The organism is Pseudomonas sp. TUM22785 (genome assembly GCF_028198105.1).
Classification (GTDB): Bacteria; Pseudomonadota; Gammaproteobacteria; order Pseudomonadales; family Pseudomonadaceae; genus Metapseudomonas; species Metapseudomonas solani.
In genome coordinates this window covers 6,243,327-6,268,592 of record NZ_CP116239.1, presented here as the reverse complement: position 1 = coordinate 6,268,592, position 25,266 = coordinate 6,243,327, and the positions used below count along the sequence as shown (strand labels likewise).

Genomic DNA, 25,266 nt, shown 5'->3' with positions numbered 1-25,266 from the left:
TAGGAGTCTGCATTGTTTTTCGAACGCCCTGGTGGTGGTGAACGGGCCATCCTGGTTCATCTGGACGGCCAAAATCCCGAGGCGCGAGAAGACCCGCAGGAATTCCAGGAGCTGGCTCGGTCGGCTGGCGCCGACACGGCAGCATTCATTTCCGTGTCGCGCCACCAGCCGACGGCAAAGTATCTGATCGGCACTGGCAAGGTCGAAGAGCTGCATGACCTGGTCAAGGCCGAGCAGGTCGAACTGGTCATCTTCAACCACACCCTTTCGCCCAGTCAGGAACGCAACCTCGAGCGAGCGCTCGAATGCCGCGTTCTGGATCGTACCGGCCTGATCCTCGATATCTTCGCCCAGCGCGCCCGCACCCATGAGGGCAAGCTGCAGGTGGAGCTCGCCCAGCTCGAACACATGAGCACGCGGCTGATCCGTGGCTGGACCCACCTCGAGCGGCAGAAAGGTGGTATCGGCCTGCGTGGGCCGGGTGAAACCCAGCTCGAAACCGACCGCCGTCTGCTGCGTGTGCGCATACGCCAGATCAAGCAGCGTCTCGACAAGGTGCGCAGCCAGCGCGAACAGGCTCGTCGCGGGCGCAAGCGTGCCGATATCCCTTCTGTTTCCCTGGTTGGCTACACCAACGCCGGCAAGTCCACGCTGTTCAATGCCGTGACCTCGTCCGAGGTCTATGCTGCGGACCAGTTGTTCGCCACGCTCGACCCGACGTTGCGTCGCCTGGATCTGAACGATTTCGGGCCCATCGTGCTGGCCGATACCGTGGGCTTCATCCGTCACCTGCCGCACAAGCTAGTCGAGGCCTTCCGGGCTACCCTTGAGGAGTCCAGCAACTCCGACCTGCTGCTGCACGTGATCGACGCCCATGAGCCTGAGCGCATGGCGCAGATCGAGCAGGTCATGGCGGTGCTGCATGAAATCGGTGCCGATGGCTTGCCGATGCTCGAGGTGTACAACAAGATCGACCTGCTCGATGGCATGGAGCCGCAGATCCAGCGGGACGCCGATGGCAAGCCTGAACGGGTCTGGCTGTCGGCGCGTGAGGGGCTCGGGCTCGATCTGCTCAAGCAGGCGATTGCCGAGTTGCTGGGTGATGATTTGTTCGTAGGTACCCTGAGGCTGCCGCAGAAGCTGGGCAGGCTCAGGGCTCAGTTCTTTTCCCTTGGCGCGGTGCAGAGCGAGCAGCACGATGAGGCGGGCGACTTCCTCCTGGCGCTGCGTGTGCCGCGTGTGGAGCTCAATCGTCTGGTCAGCCGTGAAGGCTGGAAGCCGCAGGAGTTCCTGGAGCAACACACTTTGCAATAAAGCCCGCGGGTGCGCTTTTTGCCGCGGGTGGCGGGCTTTCGGTAGCATTGGCGGGCGTGCCGTGGGTGCGTCTTTGCTTTATCAGTATGGAGAGCGCTATGGCTTGGAATGAGCCGGGTGGCAACTCGAACAATCAGGATCCCTGGGGTGGACGCCGTGGTGGCGATCGCAAGGGGCCGCCGGATCTGGACGAAGCCTTCCGCAAACTGCAGGACAGTCTCAATGGGCTGTTCGGCGGCAAGAAACGTGGTGGTGGCGAAAGCGGTGGCAAGGGCGGCGGCTTCGGCCTGGTCGGCATTGCCCTGTTCCTTCTCGCCATGGTCTGGCTCTACAGCGCCGTGTACGTGGTCGATGAGCAGGAGCAGGCCGTGGTGCTGCGCTTCGGCAAGTACTACGACACCGTCGGCCCGGGCCTGAACATCTATTTCCCGCCCATCGATCGCAAGTACCAGGAAAACGTCACCCGCGAGCGTGCCTATAGCAAGCAGGGTCAGATGCTCACCGAAGACGAAAACATCGTCGAGGTGCCGCTCACCGTCCAGTACAAGATCACTGACCTGCAGAAGTTCGTACTGAACGTCGACCAGCCTGAAGTCAGCCTGCAGCACGCCACCGAAAGCGCGCTGCGCCACGTGGTCGGCTCTACCGAGATGGACCAGGTCCTGACCGAGGGGCGCGAGCTGATGGCCAGCGAGATCAAGGAGCGCCTGCAGCGGTTCCTCGACACTTACGGCACCGGCATCACCGTCACCCAGGTGAACGTGCAGAGCGCAGCCGCCCCGCGTGAGGTGCAGGAAGCGTTCGACGACGTGATCCGCGCCCGTGAAGACGAGCAGCGTGCCAAGAACCAGGCCGAAGCCTACGCCAACGGCGTGATCCCCGAGGCCCGTGGCCAGGCGCAGCGCATCATCGAAGACGCCAACGGCTACCGCGATGAAGTCATCTCCCGTGCCAAGGGTGAGGCGGATCGCTTCACCAAGCTGGTGGCCGAGTACCGCAAGGCGCCGGAGGTCACGCGTCAGCGTCTGTACCTCGACACCATGCAGGAAGTCTTCAGCAACACCAGCAAGGTGCTGCTGACCGGCGACAAGGGGCAGAACAACCTGCTCTATCTGCCGCTGGACAAGATGATCGACAACCGTGGTGGCAGCGGCAGTGCCGTTCCCGGCGCAGCTGCCAGTGGCGCCGCCGATCTCGGGGCGCGCGTCACCACCGATCTGCAGCAGCGCGATCTGCGTTCTAGGGAGAGTCGCTGATGGGTAACAAATCGCTGATCGCCCTGATCGGAGCCGTTGTCCTCGCCCTGGTGGCCTGGAGCAGCTTCTACATAGTGGCGCAGACCGAGCGCGCGGTGCTCCTGCAGTTCGGTCGTATCGTCGAAGCCGACGTCAAGCCGGGTCTCCACGTGAAGATTCCGTACGTCAACCAGGTGCGCAAGTTCGACGCTCGCCTGCTGACTCTGGATTCCCCGACCCAGCGCTTCCTGACCCAGGAAAAGAAAGCGGTCATGGTGGATGCCTACGCCAAATGGCGCGTGGCGGATGCCGAGCGTTTCTACACCGCGACTTCCGGCCTCAAGCAGATCGCCGACGAGCGTTTGTCGCGCCGCCTGGAAGCAGGCCTGCGTGACCAGTTTGGCAAGCGCACCCTGCACGAAGTGGTATCCGGTGAGCGTGACGGCCTGATGGCTGACATCACACGCTCGCTGAACACCATGGCCAGCAAGGAGCTGGGCATCGAGGTGGTGGACGTTCGCGTCAAGGCCATCGACCTGCCCAAGGAAGTGAACCGCAGCGTGTTCGAGCGCATGAGCACCGAGCGTGAGCGTGAAGCCCGTGAGCACCGCGCCAAGGGCAGCGAGCTGGCCGAGGGTATCCGCGCGGATGCCGATCGTCAGCGCCGCGTGCTGCTGGCCGAGGCTTATCGCGAATCGGAAGAGGCTCGTGGTGATGGTGACGCCCAGGCGGCTGCCATCTACTCCAAGGCGTACAGCCAGGACCAGGAGTTCTATAGCTTCTATCGCAGCCTCAAGGCCTACCGCGAGAGCTTCTCGAGCAAGGGCGACGTGATGGTCCTGGACCCGAACAGCGAGTTCTTCCAGTTCCTCAACAAGGCCAAGTGATGGTCTTCCCCGGCGGACGGTCCTGTCCGCCGGGGTGACCCGCCGGGAAAACGTGGTATCATGCGTCAGCCGGGAAATCCCGGCTTTTTTGCGTCCGCGAGAATCATGTGGCAGGAAATCGGCATAGCGTTTTGTTTCGTGCTGGTGCTGGAAGGCATCCTGCCCTTCCTCTATCCGCGCCGTTGGCGCGCCGCGGTGCACGGGTTGGCAGGGTTGAAAGACCGCCAGCTCCGCCTAATGGGCCTCGTCAGCATGTTGCTGGGGACCGGCCTCCTGTATCTGCTTCACTGAAGGCTTGCCGCCCGGCTGAGAGGGGAATGGCGTAATGGCAACGGTAGATCGCTGGCTGCTGCCAGATGGAATCGAAGAAGTACTGCCGCCCGAAGCGGCGCGCATCGAAGCAGCCCGCCGCCAGGTGCTGGATCTGTTCCAGCGCTGGGGCTACGACTTCGTGGTCACCCCGCACATCGAATATCTCGAGTCACTGTTGACCGGTGCCGGCCAGGATCTGGACCTGCGCACCTTCAAGGTGACCGACCCGCAATCCGGTCGCCTCATGGGCTTCCGCGCCGACATCACCCCGCAGGTGGCGCGTATCGACGCCCACACCCTGCGTCGTGAAGGCCCCAATCGCCTGTGCTATGCCGGCAGCGTGCTGCACGCCAAGCCGCGTGCACTTTCCACTTCCCGCAGCCCCATCCAGCTGGGTGCCGAGCTCTATGGCGACGCCAGCCCGGCCAGTGACGTCGAGGTCATCAGCCTGATGCTGGAGATGCTCGAGCTGGCGGCCGTGCCGGATGTGCACATGGACCTCGGCCACGTCGGTATCTACCGCGGCCTGGCCCGTGCCGCCGAGCTGTCGGGCGAAGTGGAGCAGCAACTGTTCGACGCCCTGCAGCGCAAGGCCGTGGACGAAGTGGCCGATCTGACCGCCGATCTACCCAGTGAACTGGCTTCCATGCTGCGCGCGCTCGCTGAGCTGTGTGGCGACCGCCAGGTGCTGGAGCTGGCCCAGGGCGTGCTGATGGATGCGCCGGATGAGGTGCATGTCGCCCTCGACGAGCTGATCGCCATCGCCGACGAGCTGGAACTCCGTTACCCCGAACTGCCTCTGTATTTCGACCTGGGCGAGTTGCGCGGCTACCACTACCACACGGGTGTGGTGTTCGCTGCCTTCGTGCCGGGCGAGGGGCAGTCCATTGCTCAGGGCGGTCGCTATGACGATATCGGCGCCGACTTTGGTCGTGCCCGTCCGGCTACCGGCTTCTCCACCGACCTGAAGACCCTGGTCACCCTGGGGCGGATGGATCTTGACGAAATCCCGACTGGTATCTGGGCGCCCGACGTCCATGACGTCTACCTTTGGCAGGCTGTGAAGCGGCTGCGCAGCGAAGGTCAGCGGGTGGTCCAGGCGTTGCCGGGGCAGGATGTAGATAGCGCGCAGGAGGTCGGCTGCGATCGCCAGCTGTCCCTGCGTGACGGGCGCTGGCAGGTTGCGCCCCTGGTTTCCTAAGGTTTTCCCGCCGGCCGTTGCCGGCATCGAGCTTCCGAAGAGGACAAGTGTTATGGGTAAGAATGTCGTGGTCCTGGGCACCCAGTGGGGTGATGAGGGCAAAGGCAAGATCGTCGACCTGTTGACCGACCAGGCAGCCGCTGTCGTGCGCTACCAGGGCGGCCACAATGCCGGTCACACGCTGGTGATCGACGGCGAGAAGACCGTGCTCCACCTGATCCCGTCCGGCATCCTGCGCGAGAACGTGCAGTGCATGATCGGCAACGGCGTGGTTGTCGCGCCGGATGCGCTGATGCGCGAGATCACCAAGCTGGAAGAGAAGGGCGTGCCGGTTCGCGAGCGCCTGCTCATCAGCCCTTCCTGCACCCTGATCCTGCCGTACCACGTCGCCCTCGACCAGGCGCGTGAGAAGGCCCGTGGCGATGCCAAGATCGGCACCACCGGCCGTGGTATCGGCCCGGCCTATGAAGACAAGGTCGCCCGTCGTGGCCTGCGCATCGGTGACCTGTTCCACCGCGAGCGCTTCGCCGCCAAGCTCGGCGAGCTGCTGGACTACCACAACTTCGTCCTGCAGAACTATTACAAAGAGCCGGCCGTCGACTTCCAGAAGACCCTCGATGAAGCCCTGGGCTACGCCGAAGTGCTGGAGCCGATGATCACCGACGTCGCCGCCCGCCTGCACGAACTGCGCAAGCAGGGCGCCTACATCATGTTCGAAGGCGCGCAAGGCTCGCTGCTGGACATCGACCACGGCACCTACCCCTTCGTCACCAGCTCCAACACCACCGCTGGCGGCACCGCCACCGGTTCCGGTTTCGGCCCGCTGTACTTGGACTACATCCTCGGTATCACCAAGGCCTACACCACTCGCGTGGGCTCGGGTCCGTTTCCCACCGAGCTGTTCGACGAGACCGGCGCCTTCCTGGCCAAGCGTGGCCATGAGTTCGGCTCCACCACCGGTCGCGCCCGTCGTTGCGGCTGGTTCGACGCCGTCATCCTGCGTCGCGCCATCGAGATCAACAGCATCTCCGGCCTGTGCCTGACCAAGCTGGACGTACTGGACGGTCTTGAAACCATCCGTATCTGCGTCGGCTACAAGGACCAGAACGGTGATGTGCTTGTCGATGCGCCGACCGACGCCGACAGCTACATCGGCCTGCAGCCGGTTTACGAAGACATGCCGGGCTGGAGCGAATCCACCGTTGGCGTGAAGTCGCTCGATGAGCTGCCGGCTGCTGCCCGCGCCTACATCAAGCGCATCGAGGAGCTGGTCGGTGCCCCCATCGACATCATCTCCACCGGCCCGGATCGCAACGAAACCATCGTCCTGCGCCACCCGTACGCCTGAGTCGACCGACTCGAAAAAGGGCCGCCTCGTGCGGCCCTTTTTCATGGGCGAAAGAAAATATTGCGGCACGGCCCTTGCTGGCGCTCTATAAATCCCTGAAGTCGCCGTTAAAGAAGAACGGTCGTAGAGGAGCATCGTCGTGTCCGCCATCCTTTCCCTGCTCAGAAGCCGCTTGCTGCGGCCTGTTTTCATCGCTCTCGGCGTCTCCCTGCTGGTGCAGGTGGTGGTGGCCGTTGCCCTGACTCGGGGCACGGTCGACTCGCTGGTCGAGGATCTCGGTCAGCGCCTGGGTGACGACACCCGCCGCCTGTCGGGCGAACTGGAGCAGGCTGGTCAGGAGGTTTCCGGCAGCCTTTCCAGTCTTTCCAGCAAGACCCGTGAGCGCCTCAGTGCCTCCCTGTCCGAGCGCCTCAAGGCGGAGCAGGGGCAATTGCGTTCCACGCTGGAAGAGAACCTCAAGGCGTCCGCCACTGATCTCGCCCAGTTGCTCGCCGCGGTCGCGCCGCGCGCCATGTGGGACAACGACATACCCACGCTCTCCGAATTCGCCCGCCGCGCCCAGCGCAATCCCAACGTGCTCTTCGTGGTGTATGACGATGCCCAGGGCCAGCACCTGACGCGTTACCTCAATCGCGAGAACGCCGCGATCAAGGCCCTGCTGGCCAAGGGGCAGGGCGAGCGTGCTTTGGACAAGGTGCTCAACGCCGCCGCCAGCGACCCGTCCGTCTACATGGTCGAAGCCTCCATCAGCCCCAACGGCGTGGAGATCGGCAAGGTGCGCCTGGGGGTCTCCACGGCCACCATCGAAGACCAGTTGAAGGCGCTGGACTCGCGCTTCAGTGCGCTGATCGCCAGCGGCGGTGAGCTGGTAGGGCAGAGTCTTTCCGGTGCGGCGACCGATAGCACGGCGGTGCTGACGGCGCGGCTCAAGTCCGCCCAGGAGGCCGCCAATGGCATGAGCACTGGTACCCAGAAGACGGTGGAAGGTGCCGCCAATGAGCTGCGCTGGCGTATCGGCCTGGCCCTGGTGCTGGTGGGGCTTGGTGTGCTGCTGGTGCTGGCGGTGGTGCTCGGCCATCGCGTGGTCAATCGCCTGCGCCTGCTGATCGCCGCATTGAATGACCTGGCCGCCGGTGAGGGCGACCTGACCCGCCGCGTGCGCTTGGACAGCACCGATGAGCTGGGCGAGATGGCTACGGCGGTGAACCGCTTCATCGACAAGCTGCAGCCCATCGTCCGCGAGGCCGGGGATGTGGCGGTGCGCACGGGCAGTGAAATCCGCTCCCTGTCCGAGCGCAGCCTGGCGGCCGCGGCGGCTGCCGAGCGCCAGCGCAATGAAGTCGCCGGCAGTCTCGATGCGCTGGCGCAGATGACGGCCGAGGCCCAGGGTGAAAGCCAGGCCATGCAAACGGCCTTGCAGCAGGTTGGCGAGATTCGCCAGGCGACCCAGGACAATGCCGCCATCGCCCGCAAGGTGGGTGGCCTGATCGGGACCCTGGAAGAGCGTGTGCAGAACGGTGCCGAAGTGATCGAGCGCCTGGCGCGGCAAAGCGAGCAGATCGAAGTGGTGCTCTCGGTCATCCACGGCATCGCCGAGCAGACCAACCTCCTGGCGTTGAACGCGGCGATCGAAGCGGCGCGGGCGGGGGAGAGTGGTCGCGGCTTCGCGGTGGTGGCCGACGAGGTGCGTGCGCTGGCCAGCAAGACCCAGCAATCCACCGGTGATATCCAGGCGCATATCGGTGCACTGCAGAAGGGCGCCAAGGAGGCGGTCGCGGCCATTGCCCAGGCGCGCGCCCGCGCAACCGAGGGGATCGATGCGCTGCGGGACAGCGAGCGCCTGCAGCAGAGCGTGCAGCAGGCGGTGGAGGAAGTGCACGAGGCGGTGAGGGCGGCGGCGCGAGCGGCCGAGCACCAGGCCGAAGGGGCGCATGCCGTGCGGGGGCGGGTCGATGTCATTCATTCCGAGGCGCGCCTGGCGGCGGACGCCGTGGCGGCAACCGTCAGCAGCGGGCGTGTGCTCGACGGGCTGGCGGCGCAACTGAAATCCAGCCTCGGCCAGTTCAAGGCCTGATGGCTGGATGCCAGAAAGCACAAAGCCGAGCAGAGCTCGGCTTTGTGTTGAAGAGTGGTGCCCAGGAGAAGACTCGAACTTCCACGGTGTTGCCACCGCTAGGACCTGAACCTAGTGCGTCTACCAATTCCGCCACCTGGGCACATTGCGATGATCGCTCATCGACTTTTTTGCTGCACTTGATCGACCAGGTCGACAGGGTGTGCTGCTACCCTTTGTACTGCAAACCAAGCCAAAGGCTCAGTCGCTTGAATAATGGTGCCCAGGAGAAGACTCGAACTTCCACGGTGTTGCCACCGCTAGGACCTGAACCTAGTGCGTCTACCAATTCCGCCACCTGGGCACTCACAACGTCTCAGCAACGCTGTGGGCGCGAACTATACGGTTCGACTTTTTGCTTGTACACCCCTGACGGCAAAAAAATTATTCTTGGATGAAAGCTGACCGCTGAACGGATTTCGCGCTTCAATAGACAGATGGCAAACATAACTATGAATGAAAAGGTGAATCCCCTCTGATGGCCGATTGGCAAAACCTCGATCCCGAGGCCGCCCGCGAGGCGGAAAAGTATGAAAACCCCATCCCCAGCCGCGAGCTCATCCTGCAGCGTCTCGATGAACGTGGCGCCCCGGCCAACCGCGAGCAGTTGGTCGAAGAGTTCGGTCTGACCACCGAAGACCAGCTGGAGGCTCTGCGTCGGCGCTTGCGCGCCATGGAGCGGGACGGCCAGCTTATCTATACGCGCCGTGGCACCTATGCACCGGTCGACAAGCTCGACCTGATCTGCGGCCGCATCAGCGGCCACCGCGACGGCTTCGGCTTTCTCATTCCCGATGACGGCAGTGACGACCTCTTCCTCAGCCCCGCGCAGATGCGCCTGGTGTTCGACGGTGACCGCGCCCTGGCGCGCGTATCCGGCCTCGACCGCCGTGGCCGCCGCGAAGGCGCGCTGGTGGAAGTGATCGAGCGCGCCCATGAAACCCTGGTCGGCCGCTTCTTCGAAGAAAGCGGCATCGCCCGCGTGGTGGCCGACAACCCGAAGATCCAGCAGGAAGTGCTGGTGCCCCAGGGCAAGCAGGGCAGCGCCAAGCACGGCCAGTTCGTGCAGGTGAAGATCGAGCAGTGGCCGAGCAACTTCCGCGTCGCCCAGGGCGAAGTGGTCGAGGTGCTGGGTGACTACATGGCGCCGGGCATGGAGATCGAAGTCGCCCTGCGCAGCTACGACATCCCCCACGAATGGCCCGAGGCCGTGGTCAAGGAAGCCGCCAAGCTGAAACCGGAAGTGGCCGAGAAGGACAAGGAAAAGCGCATCGACCTGCGCGGCCTGCCTTTGGTGACCATCGATGGCGAAGACGCCCGTGACTTCGACGACGCCGTCTATGCCGAAGCCCGCAAGGGTGGCGGCTGGCGCCTGTTCGTGGCCATCGCCGACGTTTCCCACTATGTAAAGGTGGGCTCGGCGCTGGACGAAGAGGCTGCCAAGCGCGGCAACTCGGTGTACTTCCCCGAGAAGGTCATCCCGATGCTGCCGGAGGCGCTGTCCAACGGCCTCTGCTCGCTGAACCCGCTGGTCGATCGCCTGGCCATGGTCTGCGAGATGACCCTGTCCCGCGCGGGCAAGATGACCGGCTACGAGTTCTACGAAGCGGTGATCCACTCCCACGCGCGGCTGACCTACAACAAGGTCAGCCAGCTGCTGGAAACCCCGGACTCCATCGAAGGCAAGCAGCTTGCCGAGCAGATGCCCCAGGTCGTTCCGCACCTGCAGCAGCTCTACAAGCTCTACAAGGTGCTGCTGGCAGCGCGCCAGGTGCGCGGCGCCATCGATTTCGAAACCCAGGAGACGCGCATCGTCTTCGGCGCCGATCGCAAGATCGCCGAGATCCGCCCGACCCAGCGCAACGACGCCCACAAGCTGATCGAGGAATGCATGCTCTGCGCGAACGTGGCCACCGCCCGTTTCATGCAGGACCACGACATCCCCTCCCTCTACCGTGTGCACGACGGCCCGCCGGCTGAGCGCCTGGACAAGCTGCGCCTGTTCCTTGGTGAGCTGGGCCTGACCCTCAATCGCGGCAAGGGCGAACCCACACCGAGTGATTACCAGGCTCTGCTGGAAACCATCCGCGGGCGCCCGGACTATCACCTGATCCAGACCGTGATGCTGCGCTCCCTGAGCCAGGCGGTGTACAGCGCCGACAACCAGGGCCACTTCGGCCTCAACTACGACGCCTACACCCACTTCACCTCGCCGATCCGTCGTTATCCGGACCTGCTGGTGCACCGTGCCATCCGTAGCGTGGTCCGCTCCAAGCGCGAGACGGTGCACGTCAAGCGTGCCGGCGCCACGGCCATGGTCAAGGCGCGTATCTACCCGTACGACGAGGCCGCCCTGGAGAAGCTCGGCGAGCAGTGCTCGATGACCGAGCGCCGCGCCGACGAAGCCACCCGTGACGTCACCAACTGGCTGAAGTGCGAGTACATGCGCGAGCGCGTGGGCGAGACCTTCCCCGGGGTGATCTCGGCGGTGACCGGCTTCGGCCTGTTCGTCGAACTGACCGACATCTATGTAGAAGGCCTGGTGCACGTCACAGCATTGCCGGGTGACTACTACCACTTCGACCCGATCCACCACCGCCTGGCAGGTGAGCGCAGCGGTCGCAGCTTCCGCCTGGGCGACACGATCGAAGTGCTGATCGCGCGCGTCGACCTGGACGAGCGCAAGATCGACTTCGAGCTGGCCGAGAATCCCCTTAATGCACCGGGCGGCCGCAAGAAGCGCGGTGCCGAGAAGTCCGCGCCCGCTCCCGAGGTCAAGCCGGCCAAAGGTTCCAAGACCCGGAGCCGCGGCAGCAAGCCTGCGGCCCTGGCGAAGAAGGCCGCCGCACGCGACCCGCAGCCCGAGCAACTGGCCCCCGGCGTCGCCGTGGCGCCGCGCCGCAGCAAGGCGGGCAAGGTCCAGGCACTGCCGGCCGTATCGCCGGAAATCCTCGCCCAGGCCGACGAAATGCTTGGCAACACCGACGTCAACCGCAGCCGCGCGTTGAAACAGGCGTTGCTCAGCGAGGCGCGTCATGGGGGTGAGAAGCCCCGTGGTGGCAAGCCTCAAGGCGGCAAGGCCCAGTCCCGTCCCGCCAAGGGGGCGCCTTTCGGCGCGGGTGGCCAGGATCCGGCCGCCAAGGATCGCGACGCCAAACCAGGAAGCAAGCCAGGCAGCAAACCAAGCGGCGGCAAGCCGAAGAAGGCCAAGCCGGCGAGCAAGCCCGGCAAGCCGACCAAGCACCGCAAGGGACCGTCCAAGACGAAAGCCGCTGGCGGCAGTGACAAGGTCAAACCATGAGTGATTTGGAAAAGGTCTACGGCGTGCATGCCGTGGAAGCGCTGTTGCGCCACCACCCCAAGCGGGTCAAGCAGCTGTGGCTGGCGGAAAGCCGGCATGATCCACGCGTCCAGGCGCTGGTCGAGCTTGCTGGTCAATTCCGTGTGCCCGTTGGGCAGAAGGATCGGCGCGAGCTGGATGAATGGGCCGAAGGCGTCCACCAGGGTGTGGTCGCCGAGGTCAGCCCCAGCCAGGTGTGGGGCGAGAACATGCTCGACGAACTGCTGGAGGGGGCTGAAGGGCCGCCCCTGCTGCTGGTGCTCGACGGTGTGACCGACCCGCACAACCTCGGCGCCTGCCTGCGCACCGCCGATGCCGCCGGCGCGCTGGCGGTGATCGTGCCCAAGGACAAGTCCGCCACCCTCAACGCCACCGTGCGCAAGGTGGCCTGCGGTGCCGCCGAAGTGATTCCCCTGGTCGCCGTGACCAACCTCGCGCGCACCCTGGAGAAGCTGCAGAAGAAAGGCCTGTGGACCGTCGGCACCGCCGGCGAAGCCGAGCAGGAACTTTACCAGCAGGACCTGACCGGCCCGACCGTGCTCATCATGGGTGCGGAAGGCAAGGGCATGCGCCGCCTCACCCGCGAGCACTGCGACTACCTGGTGAAGCTGCCGATGTCCGGCAGCGTCAGCAGCCTCAACGTCTCGGTCGCCACTGGCGTCTGTCTGTTCGAGGCGGTACGCCAGCGCAAGATGAAAGCGAAGCCTGAAGCCTGAAGCCTGAAGCTGGAAGTGAGTGGGCGGATGCCGCCATGTCTCCGTTGTGTGTGACCCTGGCGCTGGTGTGAGGCTTTCCCGGGCTGAAGCCTGAAGCGGGTTTTGCGCGTAAGGTGGATGCCGCTCTTTGCATCCACCAGCGGTGCCGATCGCGGCTCCGTTGCGGTGGACCGGTGAAGCGTGGTCCACCCTACGTCCAGGCTCCGAAAACAGATGAGCCCAGGGGTTGACGGTCTCCGTCGATCCCCCAGGCTCTTCCAGCTTCCAGCTTCCAGCTTCCAGCTTCCAGCTTCCAGCTTCCAGCTTCCAGCTTCCAGCTTCCAGCTTCCAGCTTCCAGCTTCCAGCTTCCAGCTTCCAGCTTCCAGCTTCCAGCTTCCAGCTTCCAGCGCCCCGGCGCTGTTCAAATATTCACCAGTTTTTCTTGCGCGCCCCCGGGCGCTTCTCTAGAATGGCGCCCCTTGCCGCACCGGCGGGCGTTTGCGCGCCTTCCTCGCCGGCAAGCCAAAACGAAACATTCACTCCTTGCCTGACCACATAGTTGGCAGGCTACAACCCGTAAGGAGCATTTATGCGTCATTACGAAATCATCTTCCTGGTTCACCCGGACCAGAGCGAGCAGGTTGGCGGCATGGTCGAGCGCTATACCAAGCTGATCGAAGAAGACGGTGGCAAGATTCATCGCCTGGAAGATTGGGGCCGTCGTCAACTGGCCTATGCAATCAACAACGTTCACAAGGCTCACTACGTGATGCTGAACGTCGAGTGCAGCGGCAAGGCCCTGGCCGAGCTGGAAGACAACTTCCGCTACAACGATGCCGTCCTGCGTAACCTGGTCATCCGTCGCGACGAAGCCGTTACCGGTCAGTCCGAGATGCTCAAGGCCGAGGAAAACCGCAACGAGCGCCGCGAGCGCCGTGAGCGCGTTGAAACTGACTCCGCCACCGATGGCGATGACAGCGACAGCGACAACGACAGCGACAACGCTGACGAGTAATCCACGGATCTATTGAGGAGCCAAGTTCATGGCACGTTTCTTCCGTCGTCGTAAGTTCTGCCGTTTCACCGCTGAAGGCGTGAAAGAGATCGACTTCAAGGATCTCAACACCCTGAAGGCGTACATCTCCGAAACCGGCAAGATCGTTCCTAGCCGTATCACCGGTACCAAAGCCAAGTATCAGCGTCAGCTGGCTACCGCTATCAAGCGCGCCCGCTACCTGGCCCTGCTGCCCTACACCGACAGCCACGGCCGTTGAGACCGGGTAGTCGACGCTTCAAAGGATAGATCGCATGCGCGCACTGGCTGAATTCACCATGCGAGGCCGTATGCAGGCAACGCTGGCCGTGGCTGGCGCTGCACTGGTTCCGTTGTTGTTCTGGCTGAGTGCCTCCGCAGGTAGCCTGGTGCTGCTGCGGCGGGGCTTCAGTGATGCCTTCGGCATCCTGGCCTGGGCGGTACTGCCGGCTGCGTGCTGGTGGTACCTGGGTGATCCGAGCATCCTTCTGGCCCTGCTCGGGACCCTGACGCTGGCGCAGATTCTGCGTGTCAGCGAGTCCTGGAGCCATGTGCTGATTGGCAGCGTGGCATTGGGCCTGGTGTTCGCACTGGTGCTCGGCAACGCCTACTCCGAGATGATCGGGGTGCTGGCGACCGAGGTCACCAAGGTGCTGGCCCAGGTCCGCGGCGATGCCCAGCTGTCGGGTGAGGAACTCGACAGGTTGCAGGCTGCGATGGTGCCGACCCTTACCGGGGTCATGGCGTCTTCGCTGCAGGCCACCTGCCTCCTTTGCCTGGTGCTGGCGCGCTATTGGCAAGCGGCGTTGTACAACCCGGGCGGCTTCGGTCGTGAATTCCGGAGTCTGCGCCTGAGGCCCGCGGTTGCCGTGGCCCTGCTGCTGGGATGCATTCTGATCCCGGCGCTGGATGCACGAGCCGCGTTGCTTGGGCCGCTGTGCAGCGTGCCGCTGTTGTTCGCAGGTGCTGCCCTCGGGCACGGGCTCATCGCCCTGAAGCGCCTGTCGGGTGGCTGGCTGATAGTGCTGTACCTGGCCGTGCTGCTGATCGGGAACTTGATCTGTCTTTTGGCTGTGATCGACAGCCTGTTTGATTTTCGCGGACGCCTGGCACGTAAGAACGGCGCCGGTCCCGCGAACGGTGAAGGTTAATAGTTAAGAGGATTCCCAAATGGAAATCATTCTGCTCGAAAAAATCGCCAACCTGGGCAACCTGGGCGACAAGGTGAACGTCAAGGCTGGTTACGGTCGTAACTACCTGCTGCCGCAAGGCAAGGCCACCCGCGCTACCGCCGAGAACGTTGCTGCGTTCGAAGCTCGCCGCGCTGAGCTGGAAAAACTGGCTGCCGAGAAGAAAGCTTCGGCTGAAACTCGCGCTGCCCAACTGGCTGAGCTGGAAGTGACCATCACTGCCACCGCCGGTGACGAAGGCAAGCTGTTCGGTTCCATCGGTACCCACGACATCGCTGACGCCCTGACCGCCTCCGGCGTTGAGGTTGCCAAAGCCGAAGTTCGTCTGCCGAACGGCACCATCCGTCAGGTTGGCGAGTACGACGTAGCTGTGCACCTGCACACCGACGTTGAAGCGACCGTCAAGCTGATCGTCATCGCTGCCTAAGTCAGCGCGCCTGGTCGGCGTTCGCGCCGTCCAGGCGGAGCATGCTTGCACTCAGGTGCGAGCACGCTAACAATCGGGCACGTCATTGCGAGAGCGGTGACGTGCCCGTTGTCTTTCTACCGCATGCATTCCCGAGCCCATGAACGAAATCAGCCTTCCCGAACAGTTCGACCTGGAAACCTCCGCCCTCAAGGTGCCGCCGCACTCCATTGAGGCCGAGCAGGCAGTGCTGGGGGGCCTGATGCTCGACAACAACGCATGGGAGCGGGTACTCGACCAGGTCTCCGATAGCGACTTCTATCGCCATGACCACCGCCTGATCTTCCGCGCCATCTTCAAGCTCGCCGAGCGCAACGCGCCCTTCGACGTGGTGACCCTGTCCGAGCAGCTGGACAAGGAAGGGCAGCTGCCCCAGGTCGGTGGCCTCGCCTACCTGGGCGAACTGGCGAAGAACACCCCCTCGGTGGCCAACATCAAGGCCTATGCGCAGATCATTCGCGAGCGCGCCACCCTGCGCCAGCTGATCGGCATCAGCACCGAGATCGCCGACAGCGCCTACGCACCGCAGGGGCGCACGGGCGAAGAGATTCTCGACGAAGCCGAGCGGCTGATCTTCCAGATCGCCGAGGCGCGCCCTAAGACCGGCGGCCCGGTGGGCATCAACGACATCCTGGTCAAGGCCATCGACCGCATCGACGAGCTGTTCAACAACGGCGATGCCATCACCGGCCTGTCCACCGGCTTCGACGAACTGGACAGCCTCACCAGCGGCCTGCAGCCGGCCGACATGATCATCGTCGCCGGCCGTCCCTCCATGGGTAAGACCACCTTCGCCATGAACCTGGTGGAGAACGCGCTGATGCGCAGCGACAAGTCGATCCTCGTCTACTCGCTGGAAATGCCCTCCGAATCCATCGTCATCCGTATGCTCGCGTCCCTCGGGCGCATCGACCAGACCAAGGTCCGCGCCGGCCGCCTGGACGACGACGACTGGCCGCGCCTCACCTCCGCGGTCAACCTGCTCAACGACCGCAAGCTGTTCATCGACGACACCGCCGGCATCTCGCCGTCGGAGATGCGCGCGCGCACCCGCCGCCTGGCCCGCGAACACGGCGAGATCGGCCTGATCATGGTCGACTACCTGCAGCTGATGCAGATCCCCGGCTCCAGTGGCGACAGCCGGGTGAACGAGATCTCCGAGATATCCCGCTCGCTCAAGGGCCTGGCCAAGGAATTCAACTGCCCGGTCATCGCCCTGTCGCAGCTCAACCGGGGCCTGGAACAGCGCCCGAACAAACGCCCGATCAACTCCGACCTTCGCGAATCCGGGGCCATCGAGCAGGACGCCGACATCATCCTCTTCGTCTACCGCGACGAGGTCTACCACCCGGAGACCGAGTACAAGGGCGTGGCCGAGATCATCATCGGCAAGCAGCGTAACGGCCCCCTCGGCACCGCGCGCCTGGCCTTCCTCGGCAAATACTCGCGCTTCGAAAACCTCGCGCCGGGCAGCTACAACTTCGAAGATGAATAAGGCTTGAGCCTGAAGCCTGAAGCTGGATGCGCGCGCGTAGGGTGGGCTTCAGCCCACCGGTTACATCGTGGTCAGGCTTAACTTACTTGTTCCCCAAGCTTTGATGCGGCGCTGTCCCGGGCTGAAGCCCGGGCTACGTGCGGGGTGCGGAAATAAATAAGCCCAGGCGTTGACTATATCCGCCGATCCCCCAGGCTCTTCCAGCTTCCAGCTTCCAGCTTCCAGCTTCCAGCTTCCAGCTTCCAGCTTCCAGCTTCCAGCTTCCAGCTTCCAGCTTCCAGCTTCCAGCTTCCAGCTTCCAGCTTCCAGCTTCAATCCCGCCATGGATCAATGAAGATAGGCGCCGTGCAGTTATCATGGACACCCGTTTTCGTTCCTGAGCCATGCCCATGCGCCCGCTGATCGCCGCTGTCGACCTTTCCGCCATCCGCCACAACCATGCCGTCGCCAAGCGCTGTGCGCCGGAGCGCCAGGTGTTTGCGGTGGTCAAGGCCAATGCCTATGGGCACGGCGTGCGTGAGGTGGTCAGCGTGCTGCACGACGTCGCCGATGGCTACGCAGTGGCCTGCCTGGAGGAGGCGGCGGAGGTCCGTGCCATGGACGACCGCGCGCGCATCCTGCTGTTGGAGGGCTGCTTCGAGCCCCGCGAGTACCTGATCGCCGCCCAGCTGGGACTGGATGTGGTGGTGCAGGGCGAACGCCAGGCCGAGGCCCTGCTGGCTGCCGAGACCAGCCGCCCGCTGAATGTCTGGCTGAAGCTGGATTCCGGCATGCACCGCCTCGGTTTCGATGCCGAGGCCCTGCGCGAGTGGCACGGGCTCCTGCGTGGCGCCAGCAAGGTCGCCGAACTCAACCTGATCAGCCACTTCGCCTGCGCCGACGAGCGCGGCCACGTACTCACCGAGCAGCAGGTGGAGTGTTTCCTCGGCCTGCTGGACCTGGATTTCGACCAGCGCAGCCTGGCCAACTCCGCCGCCATCCTCACCATTCCCGCCGCGCACATGGACTGGGTGCGCCCCGGCATCATGCTCTACGGCGCCACGCCGTTCGCCGACCTCACCGCGCGCGAGCTGGGGCTCAAGCCGGCCATGAGCCTGACCGCCGAGCTGATCGCCGTGCGTGATGTCGCGGTTGGGGAAAGTGTCGGCTATGGCGCCACCTGGGTCGCCGAGCGCCCTTCGCGCATCGGCATCGTCAGCTGCGGTTATGCCGACGGCTACCCGCGCAATGCCCCCAGCGGCACGCCGGTGGTGATTCGCGGGCAGCGCGTGCCCCTGGCGGGGAGGGTGTCGATGGACATGCTCGCGGTGGACCTCAGCGACCTGCCGGAAGCCGTCGAAGGCGATGCCGTGGAGCTGTGGGGCAAGCAGTTGCCGGTGGACGAGCTGGCGGCAGCCTGCGGCACCATCGGCTACGAGCTGCTCACGAAGGTCACCGCGCGGGTGCCGCGGCGCTACCTGAGCTAAGGCTCAGACCAGCCCGCTCGGCACCTTGAGCACGTCCAGCTCCAGGCGTGCCTCGCTGGACAGCTCGCCGTCGGCGCCGAAGATCGCGAAGCCCGAGCGGCCCTTCTCCTTGACCTTGTACATCGCCTGGTCGGCGGTCTTGTAGAGGCCGGCGAACTGCCGCGCATGTTGCGGGTAGAGCGCCACGCCTATGCTGATGGTCACCGTCAGGCGCTGGGTGCCGTAGAGCACTGGCTCCGCCAGTTCAGCCAGCAGCCGCTCGGCGATCTCCCGGGCATGGGGCTCGGAATCCGGCCCGCAGATCAGCACCGCGAATTCGTCGCCGCCCAGGCGCGCCACGCTGTCGCCGCCGCGTACATGCTCGCGCAGGCGCTGGCCGATGGTACGCAGCATCGCGTCGCCGGCGTCGTGCCCGTACTTGTCGTTGATCGGCTTGAAGTGGTCCAGGTCGATCAGCATCAGCGCCACCGTCTCGCCACGACGGCCGGCGTTGGCCAGGGCGGTCTCGGCGCGTTCGATCAGGTAGCGGCGGTTGGGCAGGTCGGTCAGGGCGTCATGGAAGGCCGCGTGCTCCAGCTCCTGCTCGCGCTCGCACAGGCGCAGGTTGGCGGCCGCCAGCTCGGCGGTGCGGTTGGCCACGGCGGCCTGCAGCTCGTCGGCGCTGGCCTGCATCTGCGCCAGGCGCGCGGTCTTCTCGCGGTCCACCTGCTCCAGTGCGGCGGCTTTCTCCTGCTTGAGCATCTGGATGCGGTAGGCGAGGGCGAAGGAGAACAGGATCGACTCCGCCGCCACGGCGATGGGGAACATGTAGGCGGTGAAGTTGGTGGGCTGGATGATCCCCGCCGCGCGCATCACCAGCACTGCGGTGCTGACCAGCACGGTGCCGTAGCCGACCAGGTAGAAGCGCGCCGGAATGAAGCCCTGGTACCAGCGCACACCGGCGCTCACCAGCGCGGTGGGCACGGTGACAATGGGCGTGATGGCGATCAACAGGGCGCCCTCGGCGCGGTAGCCGAAGGCGTTGATGAGGATGGCGATGGCGTAGAGCACGCAGCTGACGTTGAAGGCGCGGTCGGCCCAGACCAGGCCGCGCCGGGTGTACAGCAGCTCCTGGGTGAAGCGCATGACGAAGATGCCCCAGAGCGAGGGCAGGCTGATGCGGTCGAGCCAGAAGGGCACCGGCGAGCCGCCCCAGAAATACTGGAAGCCATGGCCGGTCATGCTGAGGATGAACACCAGCGCGCAGCCGGTGGCCAGCACGTACCAGAGGTAGGCCTTGTCGCGCAGGGCCACGAGTATGAACAGGTTGTAGAGGAACAGCGCCAGGATCACCCCGTAGATCAGGCCGAAGCCCATGTCCTCGGTGGCGCGCAGGTCCTGCAGGTCATCCAGCTGCCAGGCCTTGAGCGGAAAGGAGTTGCCGGCCGGGTCGTAGCTGCGGAAGTAGAAGGTCAGGGGCTCTGTGCCGAGGTCCGGCAGGCGGAACACCATGCGCCGGTAGTCGAAATCACGGCCCTCGGCGAAGGGCACGCTCTCGCTGGTCTCGCGCTCGGTCCAGCCGCCCTGGCCGTCGGGCAGGTACAGGCGCACGCGGAACACGGTGATGCCGGAGTTCTCCAGCCACCACTGGGCGGGCGCATCGGCGGCGCGGGCCAGTTGCACTTTCACCCACCAGGCGCTGCGGCTCTGCCCCACAGAGGCGCGGCCGTCTGCGGGAACGAAGCGCGACTGCACCGCCGGATCGGCCATGTCGGCGATGCCGAGGCTGCCGCTGGGGTCTTCCAGCAGCTCTATATGGGTATTCAGGGGCGTGCCGCTGCTATCGGCCTGCAACAGGAAAGGGGCCGCACTGGTCTGGCCGCAGAGGCCAAGGATGCCCAGCAGAAACACTGATAGATGGATTAAGCGAAGCACCGCACGCTCCTTGTGCCCGTAACCTCTGGAGGGGCGGGCGGTATTGTTATCGGCAGGAGTATAGCCATTAGGTATCAGAGTGATGACAGCTATATGTCGCCTGGTGCAAAAGGCTGTGTAAAACCCAGTGGGGAAGTCGGACTTGTTCATTTTTTGTGCTATATTTCGCGCCCGCTTTTTCACCTGAGATCCGACGGTCCCTGCCATGCAAGCCGCCAAGCCGCTGTTCGACTATCAGAAGTACTGGGCCGAGTGTTTCGGTCCTGCACCTTTCCTGCCAATGAGCCGGGCGGAGATGGACCAACTTGGCTGGGATTCCTGCGACATCATCATCGTCACCGGTGATGCCTACGTCGATCATCCTTCGTTCGGCATGGCGATCATCGGCCGCCTGCTGGAGGCCCAGGGCTTCCGCGTCGGCATCATCGCCCAGCCCGACTGGCGCTCGAAAGACGACTTCATGAAGCTCGGCGAGCCCAACCTGTTCTTCGGCGTCGCCGCCGGCAACATGGACTCGATGATCAACCGCTACACCGCCGACAAGAAGATCCGCTCCGACGACGCCTACACCCCCGGCGGCCTGGCGGGCAAGCGCCCGGACCGCGCCAGCCTGGTGTACAGCCAGCGCTGCAAGGAGGCCTACACCCACGTGCCCATCGTGCTCGGTGGCATCGAGGCCTCGCTGCGCCGCATCGCGCACTACGACTACTGGCAGGACAAGGTCCGCCACTCGATCCTGATCGACGCCTGCGCCGACATCCTGCTCTACGGCAACGCCGAGCGCGCCGTGGTGGAAATCGCCCAGCGCATGGCCTACGGCGAGAAGATCGACTCGATCACCGACATCCGCGGCACCGCGTTCATCCGCCGTGATACGCCCGAGGGCTGGTACGAGGTCGACTCCACGCGCATCGATCGCCCGGGCAAGGTCGACAAGATCATCAACCCCTACGTCAACACCCAGGACACCGAAGCCTGCGCCATCGAGCAGGAAAAGGCCCCGGTCGAAGACCCGAACGAACCCAAGGTCGTGCAGCTGCTGGCCAGCCCGCGCATGACCCGCGAAAAGACCGTGATCCGCCTGCCGTCCTTCGAGAAGGTGCGCAACGACCCGGTGCTCTACGCCCACGCCAACCGCGTGCTGCACCTGGAAACCAACCCGGGCAACGCCCGTGCGCTGGTGCAGCGTCATGGCGAGACGGACGTGTGGTTCAACCCGCCGCCCATCCCCATGACCACCGAGGAAATGGACTACGTGTTCGGCATGCCCTACGCCCGGGTGCCGCACCCGGCCTATGGCAAGGAAAAGATCCCCGCCTACGAGATGATCCGTTTCTCGGTGAACATCATGCGTGGCTGCTTCGGCGGCTGCACTTTCTGCTCCATCACCGAGCACGAAGGCCGCATCATCCAGAACCGCTCGGAAGAATCGATCATCCGCGAGATCGAAGAGATCCGTGACAAGGTGCCCGGCTTCACCGGCGTCATTTCCGACCTCGGTGGCCCCACCGCCAACATGTACCGCATCGCCTGCAAGAGCCCGGAAATCGAATCCGCGTGCCGCAAGCCGTCCTGCGTGTTCCCCGGCATCTGCCCGAACCTGAACACCGATCACTCCTCGCTGATCCAGCTGTACCGCAGCGCCCGCGCGCTGCCGGGGGTGAAGAAGATCCTCATCGCCTCGGGCCTGCGCTATGACCTCGCCGTCGAGTCGCCGGAATACGTCAAGGAGCTGGTCACCCACCACGTCGGTGGCTACCTGAAGATCGCCCCGGAACACACCGAGGAAGGTCCGCTCAACCAGATGATGAAACCGGGTATCGGCAGCTATGACCGCTTCAAGCGCATGTTCGAGAAGTACTCCAAGGAGGCCGGGAAAGAGCAGTACCTGATCCCCTACTTCATCGCCGCGCACCCGGGCACCACCGACGAAGACATGATGAACCTCGCCCTGTGGCTCAAGGGCAATGGCTTCCGCGCCGACCAGGTGCAGGCTTTCTACCCCTCGCCCATGGCCAGCGCCACCGCCATGTACCACTCGGGCAAGAACCCCCTGCGCAAGGTCACCTACAAGAGCGACGGCGTGACCATCGTCAAGAGCGAGGAGCAGCGCCGCCTGCACAAGGCCTTCCTGCGCTACCACGATCCCAAGGGCTGGCCGATGCTGCGTGCCGCGCTGGAGCGCATGGGCCGCGCCGACCTCATCGGCAACGGCAAGCACCAGCTGATCCCGTCCTACCAGCCGGAAACCGACAGCTACCAGAGCGCCCGCCGCAAGAACTCCACCCCGGCCGGCAGCAAGAAGGTCGGCAAGGCCATGCTCACCCAGCACACCGGCCTGCCGCCCCGCGCCAGCGATGGCAGCAAGCCCTGGGACAAGCGCGAGGAAGCCAAGGCCGCGGCCCAGGCCCGTCGCCAGGCGGAGAAGGGCGGCGCCGGCAAGGGCGGCAAGAAGCCCGGCAAGCGCCCCGCCGTACCGCGCTGATCGACCTGCCCTGCGAAAACGCCAGCCCCGAGCTGGCGTTTTCATTTCCGGTCACTGTCCACGGGGTGCGGGGGCGATGCCAGTCGCCCGCCGTTCTCTGCGAAATAGGCTTCGCTGAAGGGACTAGTTACAAAATGTTCTTGGCACTATAGTTCCAATCTCATAAAAACAACGACGGAGCCCGCCATGCGTATCGCCTCCCTTTCCCTTCTCGCACTGTCGGTACTGCTGGCCGGCTGCGGCGAGCAGGACAAGACGCCCACCACCCACGTGGATTTCCAGAAAGAACTGCAGGCCAAGCTGATCAAGGCCAAGCCGGGCACCGTCATCGAAATACCCGCCGGCACCTACCAGCTCGACCGCAGCCTCAGCCTCAAGGCCAGCGGCGTCACCATCAAGGGCGCCGGGATGGACAAGACCATCCTCAACTTCAAGGGCCAGAAGGCCGGAGCCGAAGGGCTGCTGGTGGACGCCTCCGACTTCACCATCGAAGACCTCGCCCTGGAAGACACCAAGGGCGACGCGCTCAAGGTGGTGGGTGGCAAGAACATCGTCATCCGCAACGTGCGCACCGAATGGACCAACGGCCCGGCCACCGAGAACGGCGCCTACGGCATCTACCCGGTGCAGACCGAAAACACCCTGATCGAAGGCGCCGTGGCCATCGGCGCCTCCGACGCCGGCATCTACGTCGGCCAGTCGCGCAACGTCGTGGTGCGCAACAGCCGCGCCGAGCGCAACGTCGCCGGCATCGAGATCGAGAACACCATCGGCGCCGACGTCTACGACAACCTCGCCACCGGCAACACCGGCGGCATCCTCGTATTCAACATGCCCAACCTGCAGCAACCGGGGCACGGCACCCGCGTCTACCGCAACCAGGTCAAGGACAACGGCCACGACAACTTCGGCCACAAGGGCACCCCGGTGGCCAGCGTGCCGGCCGGCTCCGGCGTGGTGATCAACTCCAACGACGATGTGGAAATCTTCGACAACGACATTAGCGGCCACCGCACCGCCAACATCATCGTCAGCAGCTACTTCAGCACCGGCTACACCAACCTCTCCACCTCGGAGAACTTCGACCCCTATCCCGAGCGCATCGCCATCCACGGCAACCGCTTCGGCCCCGGCGGCGACAGCCCGGACAACCTCGAGCTCAAGGCCCTCAAGGTGGCCAAGTTCGGCCTTAGCGGGCGCCTGCCCGACATCCTCTGGGACGGCTACGTCAACCCGGCCAAGCTGGTGGACGGCAAGCTCCCGGCGGATCAGGGCATCTGCGTCGACAACGGCGAAGCCACGCTGATCAACGTCGACGGCCCCAACGGCTACAAGAACATCACCACCGACATGACCGACCACCGCTGCAAGCTGCCGGCGCTGCCGGAAATCGTCCTCGGCTCGGCCAAGGAGGCGCCCGGCGCATGAAGCGAGGCCTGCTGTTGATCGCCCTCCTGCTGCTGGCCGCTTGCGGCCGGCAGCCGGAGCCGCGGTTCATGCCCGAAGGTGACGCCTACCCCGAGAAACTCAGCGAGTGGGGCATGCTGCGCCTGGCCGACGGCCACCTGCAGCCGGTGGCCGCCGTGCTGCCCTATGACCTCAACACCCCGCTGTTCACCGACTACGCGCACAAGATGCGCACCCTGTGGATGCCCGAAGGGCAGGCGGCGCAATACGGCGAGGACCACTTCGACTACCCCGTCGGCACCGTGCTGACCAAGACCTTCTACTACCCCCGCGACGAACAGGGCCGCCTGCTGAAGAACGGCCAGGACGACCGCGACCCCCGTGAAGGCCTGGCCCTGGACCGTGTGCGCCTGGTGGAAACGCGCATCCTGCTGCGGCAGAGGGACGGCTGGATGGCGCTGCCCTACGTCTGGGACGAAGCGCAGAAGGAAGCCACCCTGGAATGGGCCGGTGCCAGCTTCGACCTGGAACTGCTGGACGAGAAGGGCCAGCGACTCGCCGTCGACTACCAGGTGCCCGACGCCAACCAGTGCGCCGGCTGCCATGAAGAGCGCCATGGCGAAGGCGTGCGCCCCCTCGGCCCCAAGGCGCGGCACCTGAACAAGGACCTGGCCTACGCCGATGGCCTCGACAACCAGCTCGCCCATTGGCAGAAGCGCGGCTTCCTCACGGGCCTGCCCGAGGCGGCCGGCATCCCGCGCAACGCCCTGTTCGGCCAGCCCCGTGACGGTGAAAGCCTGGAGCTGCAGGCGCGCAGCTACCTCGACGCCAACTGCGGCCACTGCCACAACCCCAAGGGCCCGGCACGCACTTCCGGCCTGTTCCTCGACGCCGCCGCGCAGATGGGCATCAACTACGGCCTTTGCAAGCAGCCCGTGGCCGCCGGCAAGGGCTCCGGCGACCGCCTGGTGGACATCCACCCGGGCAAGCCCGAGGAGTCGGTCCTCACCTACCGCGTCGAAAGCACCGACCCCAGCGTGATGATGCCCGAGCTCGGCCGCTCCGCCGTCCACCGCGAAGGCCTCGACCTGCTGGAGCGCTGGATCGCCGGCCTGCCCGGTGCCTGCCGCAGCTAGCGGCAGGCGGTTTGGGGGCGCCGGGGCCTCTGTGGGAGCGGTTTCAACCGCGATGGGCGTGCACGGCGCTGATCGCGAATGAATTCGCTCCCACAGGGCACCATCCCCGTCATCTTCCCTGTCTATGCTCACCCGCACTTCATGGTCGTCGGCACGCGACACGAACCATTTTCGTGCACGCCGTTCGAAGCAGTGCGGCCCGAGCCCCGTTCCAGTGCCGGCGCGGGG

At 64.8% G+C, this 25,266-nt stretch carries 20 protein-coding genes and 2 tRNA genes; 18 read left to right on the top strand and 4 right to left on the bottom strand.

Annotated features, from left to right (window positions below; translation table 11 throughout):
• Positions 1–12: 12 nt before the first annotated feature.
• From hflX to PI990_RS28495, 7 genes are all read left to right on the top strand, one after another.
• Positions 13–1,314, top strand: a complete 1,302-nt coding sequence (gene hflX / locus PI990_RS28525) for a ribosome rescue GTPase HflX (RefSeq protein WP_271659180.1) — start codon at positions 13–15, stop codon at positions 1,312–1,314.
• Between the two features lie 98 nt (positions 1,315–1,412).
• Positions 1,413–2,570, top strand: coding sequence for an FtsH protease activity modulator HflK (gene hflK / locus PI990_RS28520; RefSeq protein ID WP_021219740.1), 1,158 nt, complete (start codon positions 1,413–1,415; stop codon positions 2,568–2,570).
• Positions 2,570–3,436: a protease modulator HflC gene (gene hflC / locus PI990_RS28515; RefSeq protein ID WP_021219739.1), complete on the top strand. Its 867-nt coding sequence runs from the start codon at positions 2,570–2,572 to the stop codon at positions 3,434–3,436. Before hflK ends, hflC begins: the two co-directional genes overlap by 1 nt.
• Positions 3,437–3,541: 105 nt before the next feature.
• Positions 3,542–3,727: a DUF2065 domain-containing protein gene (locus PI990_RS28510; protein WP_031287789.1), complete on the top strand. Its 186-nt coding sequence runs from the start codon at positions 3,542–3,544 to the stop codon at positions 3,725–3,727.
• Positions 3,728–3,761: 34 nt separating this feature from the next.
• Positions 3,762–4,949 carry an ATP phosphoribosyltransferase regulatory subunit gene (locus PI990_RS28505; protein ID WP_021219737.1) on the top strand — a complete coding sequence of 396 codons (1,188 nt, stop codon included), beginning with the start codon at positions 3,762–3,764 and terminating at the stop codon, positions 4,947–4,949.
• A gap of 52 nt (positions 4,950–5,001) precedes the next feature.
• Entirely contained in the window at positions 5,002–6,297 is a 1,296-nt protein-coding gene (locus PI990_RS28500) for an adenylosuccinate synthase (RefSeq protein WP_184490532.1), read from the top strand.
• A gap of 139 nt (positions 6,298–6,436) precedes the next feature.
• Positions 6,437–8,371, top strand: a complete 1,935-nt coding sequence (locus PI990_RS28495; RefSeq protein ID WP_271659179.1) for a methyl-accepting chemotaxis protein — start codon at positions 6,437–6,439, stop codon at positions 8,369–8,371.
• A 55-nt stretch (positions 8,372–8,426) separates the two neighbouring features.
• Here the strand turns inward: PI990_RS28495 and PI990_RS28490 are convergent.
• Positions 8,427–8,513, bottom strand: a tRNA-Leu gene (locus PI990_RS28490).
• A 114-nt stretch (positions 8,514–8,627) separates the two neighbouring features.
• A tRNA-Leu gene (locus PI990_RS28485) sits at positions 8,628–8,714 on the bottom strand.
• Between the two features lie 174 nt (positions 8,715–8,888).
• On the opposite strand from PI990_RS28485, the gene rnr reads away from it, so the two are divergent.
• The 7 genes from rnr (at position 8,889) to dnaB (ending at position 16,630) form a co-directional block, all read left to right on the top strand.
• Positions 8,889–11,711: a ribonuclease R gene (gene rnr, locus PI990_RS28480; RefSeq protein ID WP_271659178.1), complete on the top strand. Its 2,823-nt coding sequence runs from the start codon at positions 8,889–8,891 to the stop codon at positions 11,709–11,711.
• The gene (gene rlmB, locus PI990_RS28475) at positions 11,708–12,466 is read left to right on the top strand and encodes a 23S rRNA (guanosine(2251)-2'-O)-methyltransferase RlmB (protein WP_184490530.1); all 759 of its coding nucleotides are present in this window, start codon (positions 11,708–11,710) and stop codon (positions 12,464–12,466) included. The genes rnr and rlmB overlap by 4 nt, the downstream gene beginning before the upstream one ends.
• Positions 12,467–13,035: 569 nt before the next feature.
• The gene (gene rpsF, locus PI990_RS28470; RefSeq protein ID WP_271659177.1) at positions 13,036–13,461 is read left to right on the top strand and encodes a 30S ribosomal protein S6; all 426 of its coding nucleotides are present in this window, start codon (positions 13,036–13,038) and stop codon (positions 13,459–13,461) included.
• 28 nt (positions 13,462–13,489) lie between these two features.
• Positions 13,490–13,720, top strand: a complete 231-nt coding sequence (rpsR, locus tag PI990_RS28465; protein ID WP_003452992.1) for a 30S ribosomal protein S18 — start codon at positions 13,490–13,492, stop codon at positions 13,718–13,720.
• A gap of 34 nt (positions 13,721–13,754) precedes the next feature.
• On the top strand, positions 13,755–14,630 hold the full coding sequence (locus PI990_RS28460) for a hypothetical protein (RefSeq protein WP_021217372.1): 876 nt from the start codon (positions 13,755–13,757) through the stop codon (positions 14,628–14,630).
• Positions 14,631–14,649: 19 nt separating this feature from the next.
• A complete protein-coding gene (rplI, locus tag PI990_RS28455) occupies positions 14,650–15,096 on the top strand; it encodes a 50S ribosomal protein L9 (RefSeq protein WP_021217373.1) in 447 nt (148 codons plus the stop codon).
• A 139-nt stretch (positions 15,097–15,235) separates the two neighbouring features.
• Positions 15,236–16,630, top strand: coding sequence for a replicative DNA helicase (gene dnaB / locus PI990_RS28450; protein ID WP_043242456.1), 1,395 nt, complete (start codon positions 15,236–15,238; stop codon positions 16,628–16,630).
• Positions 16,631–16,763: 133 nt separating this feature from the next.
• Here the strand turns inward: dnaB and PI990_RS28445 are convergent, their stop codons facing one another.
• Positions 16,764–17,015 carry a hypothetical protein gene (locus PI990_RS28445; RefSeq protein ID WP_271659176.1) on the bottom strand — a complete coding sequence of 84 codons (252 nt, stop codon included), beginning with the start codon at positions 17,013–17,015 and terminating at the stop codon, positions 16,764–16,766.
• Between the two features lie 4 nt (positions 17,016–17,019).
• Here PI990_RS28445 and alr point away from each other — a divergent pair, with 4 nt between their 5' ends.
• Positions 17,020–18,096: an alanine racemase gene (gene alr / locus PI990_RS28440; RefSeq protein ID WP_271659175.1), complete on the top strand. Its 1,077-nt coding sequence runs from the start codon at positions 17,020–17,022 to the stop codon at positions 18,094–18,096.
• Between the two features lie 3 nt (positions 18,097–18,099).
• On the opposite strand, the gene PI990_RS28435 is transcribed toward alr, so the two are convergent.
• On the bottom strand, positions 18,100–20,010 hold the full coding sequence (locus PI990_RS28435; RefSeq protein WP_442969305.1) for a diguanylate cyclase domain-containing protein: 1,911 nt from the start codon (positions 20,008–20,010) through the stop codon (positions 18,100–18,102).
• Positions 20,011–20,215: 205 nt separating this feature from the next.
• On the opposite strand from PI990_RS28435, the gene PI990_RS28430 reads away from it, so the two are divergent.
• From PI990_RS28430 to PI990_RS28420, 3 genes are all read left to right on the top strand, one after another.
• Positions 20,216–22,495 (top strand): YgiQ family radical SAM protein, encoded by a 2,280-nt coding sequence (locus PI990_RS28430; RefSeq protein WP_031288538.1) that lies wholly within the window; start codon positions 20,216–20,218, stop codon positions 22,493–22,495.
• Positions 22,496–22,681: 186 nt separating this feature from the next.
• Positions 22,682–23,923, top strand: a complete 1,242-nt coding sequence (locus PI990_RS28425) for a parallel beta-helix domain-containing protein (RefSeq protein WP_043243563.1) — start codon at positions 22,682–22,684, stop codon at positions 23,921–23,923.
• Positions 23,920–25,038: an SO2930 family diheme c-type cytochrome gene (locus PI990_RS28420; protein ID WP_271659174.1), complete on the top strand. Its 1,119-nt coding sequence runs from the start codon at positions 23,920–23,922 to the stop codon at positions 25,036–25,038. Before PI990_RS28425 ends, PI990_RS28420 begins: the two co-directional genes overlap by 4 nt.
• Positions 25,039–25,266 lie beyond the last annotated feature (228 nt).

Coding starts and splice junctions, on each gene's coding strand:
- hflK (WP_021219740.1), top strand. CDS start 1,413: ATGGCTTGGAATGAGCCGGGTGGCAACTCGAACAATCAGGATCCCTGG.
- hflC (WP_021219739.1), top strand. CDS start 2,570: ATGGGTAACAAATCGCTGATCGCCCTGATCGGAGCCGTTGTCCTCGCC.
- PI990_RS28510 (WP_031287789.1), top strand. CDS start 3,542: ATGTGGCAGGAAATCGGCATAGCGTTTTGTTTCGTGCTGGTGCTGGAA.
- PI990_RS28505 (WP_021219737.1), top strand. CDS start 3,762: ATGGCAACGGTAGATCGCTGGCTGCTGCCAGATGGAATCGAAGAAGTA.
- PI990_RS28500 (WP_184490532.1), top strand. CDS start 5,002: ATGGGTAAGAATGTCGTGGTCCTGGGCACCCAGTGGGGTGATGAGGGC.
- rnr (WP_271659178.1), top strand. CDS start 8,889: ATGGCCGATTGGCAAAACCTCGATCCCGAGGCCGCCCGCGAGGCGGAA.
- rlmB (WP_184490530.1), top strand. CDS start 11,708: ATGAGTGATTTGGAAAAGGTCTACGGCGTGCATGCCGTGGAAGCGCTG.
- rpsF (WP_271659177.1), top strand. CDS start 13,036: ATGCGTCATTACGAAATCATCTTCCTGGTTCACCCGGACCAGAGCGAG.
- rpsR (WP_003452992.1), top strand. CDS start 13,490: ATGGCACGTTTCTTCCGTCGTCGTAAGTTCTGCCGTTTCACCGCTGAA.
- PI990_RS28460 (WP_021217372.1), top strand. CDS start 13,755: ATGCGCGCACTGGCTGAATTCACCATGCGAGGCCGTATGCAGGCAACG.
- rplI (WP_021217373.1), top strand. CDS start 14,650: ATGGAAATCATTCTGCTCGAAAAAATCGCCAACCTGGGCAACCTGGGC.
- dnaB (WP_043242456.1), top strand. CDS start 15,236: ATGAACGAAATCAGCCTTCCCGAACAGTTCGACCTGGAAACCTCCGCC.
- PI990_RS28445 (WP_271659176.1), bottom strand. CDS start 17,015: ATGGCTCAGGAACGAAAACGGGTGTCCATGATAACTGCACGGCGCCTA.
- alr (WP_271659175.1), top strand. CDS start 17,020: ATGCGCCCGCTGATCGCCGCTGTCGACCTTTCCGCCATCCGCCACAAC.
- PI990_RS28430 (WP_031288538.1), top strand. CDS start 20,216: ATGCAAGCCGCCAAGCCGCTGTTCGACTATCAGAAGTACTGGGCCGAG.
- PI990_RS28425 (WP_043243563.1), top strand. CDS start 22,682: ATGCGTATCGCCTCCCTTTCCCTTCTCGCACTGTCGGTACTGCTGGCC.
- PI990_RS28420 (WP_271659174.1), top strand. CDS start 23,920: ATGAAGCGAGGCCTGCTGTTGATCGCCCTCCTGCTGCTGGCCGCTTGC.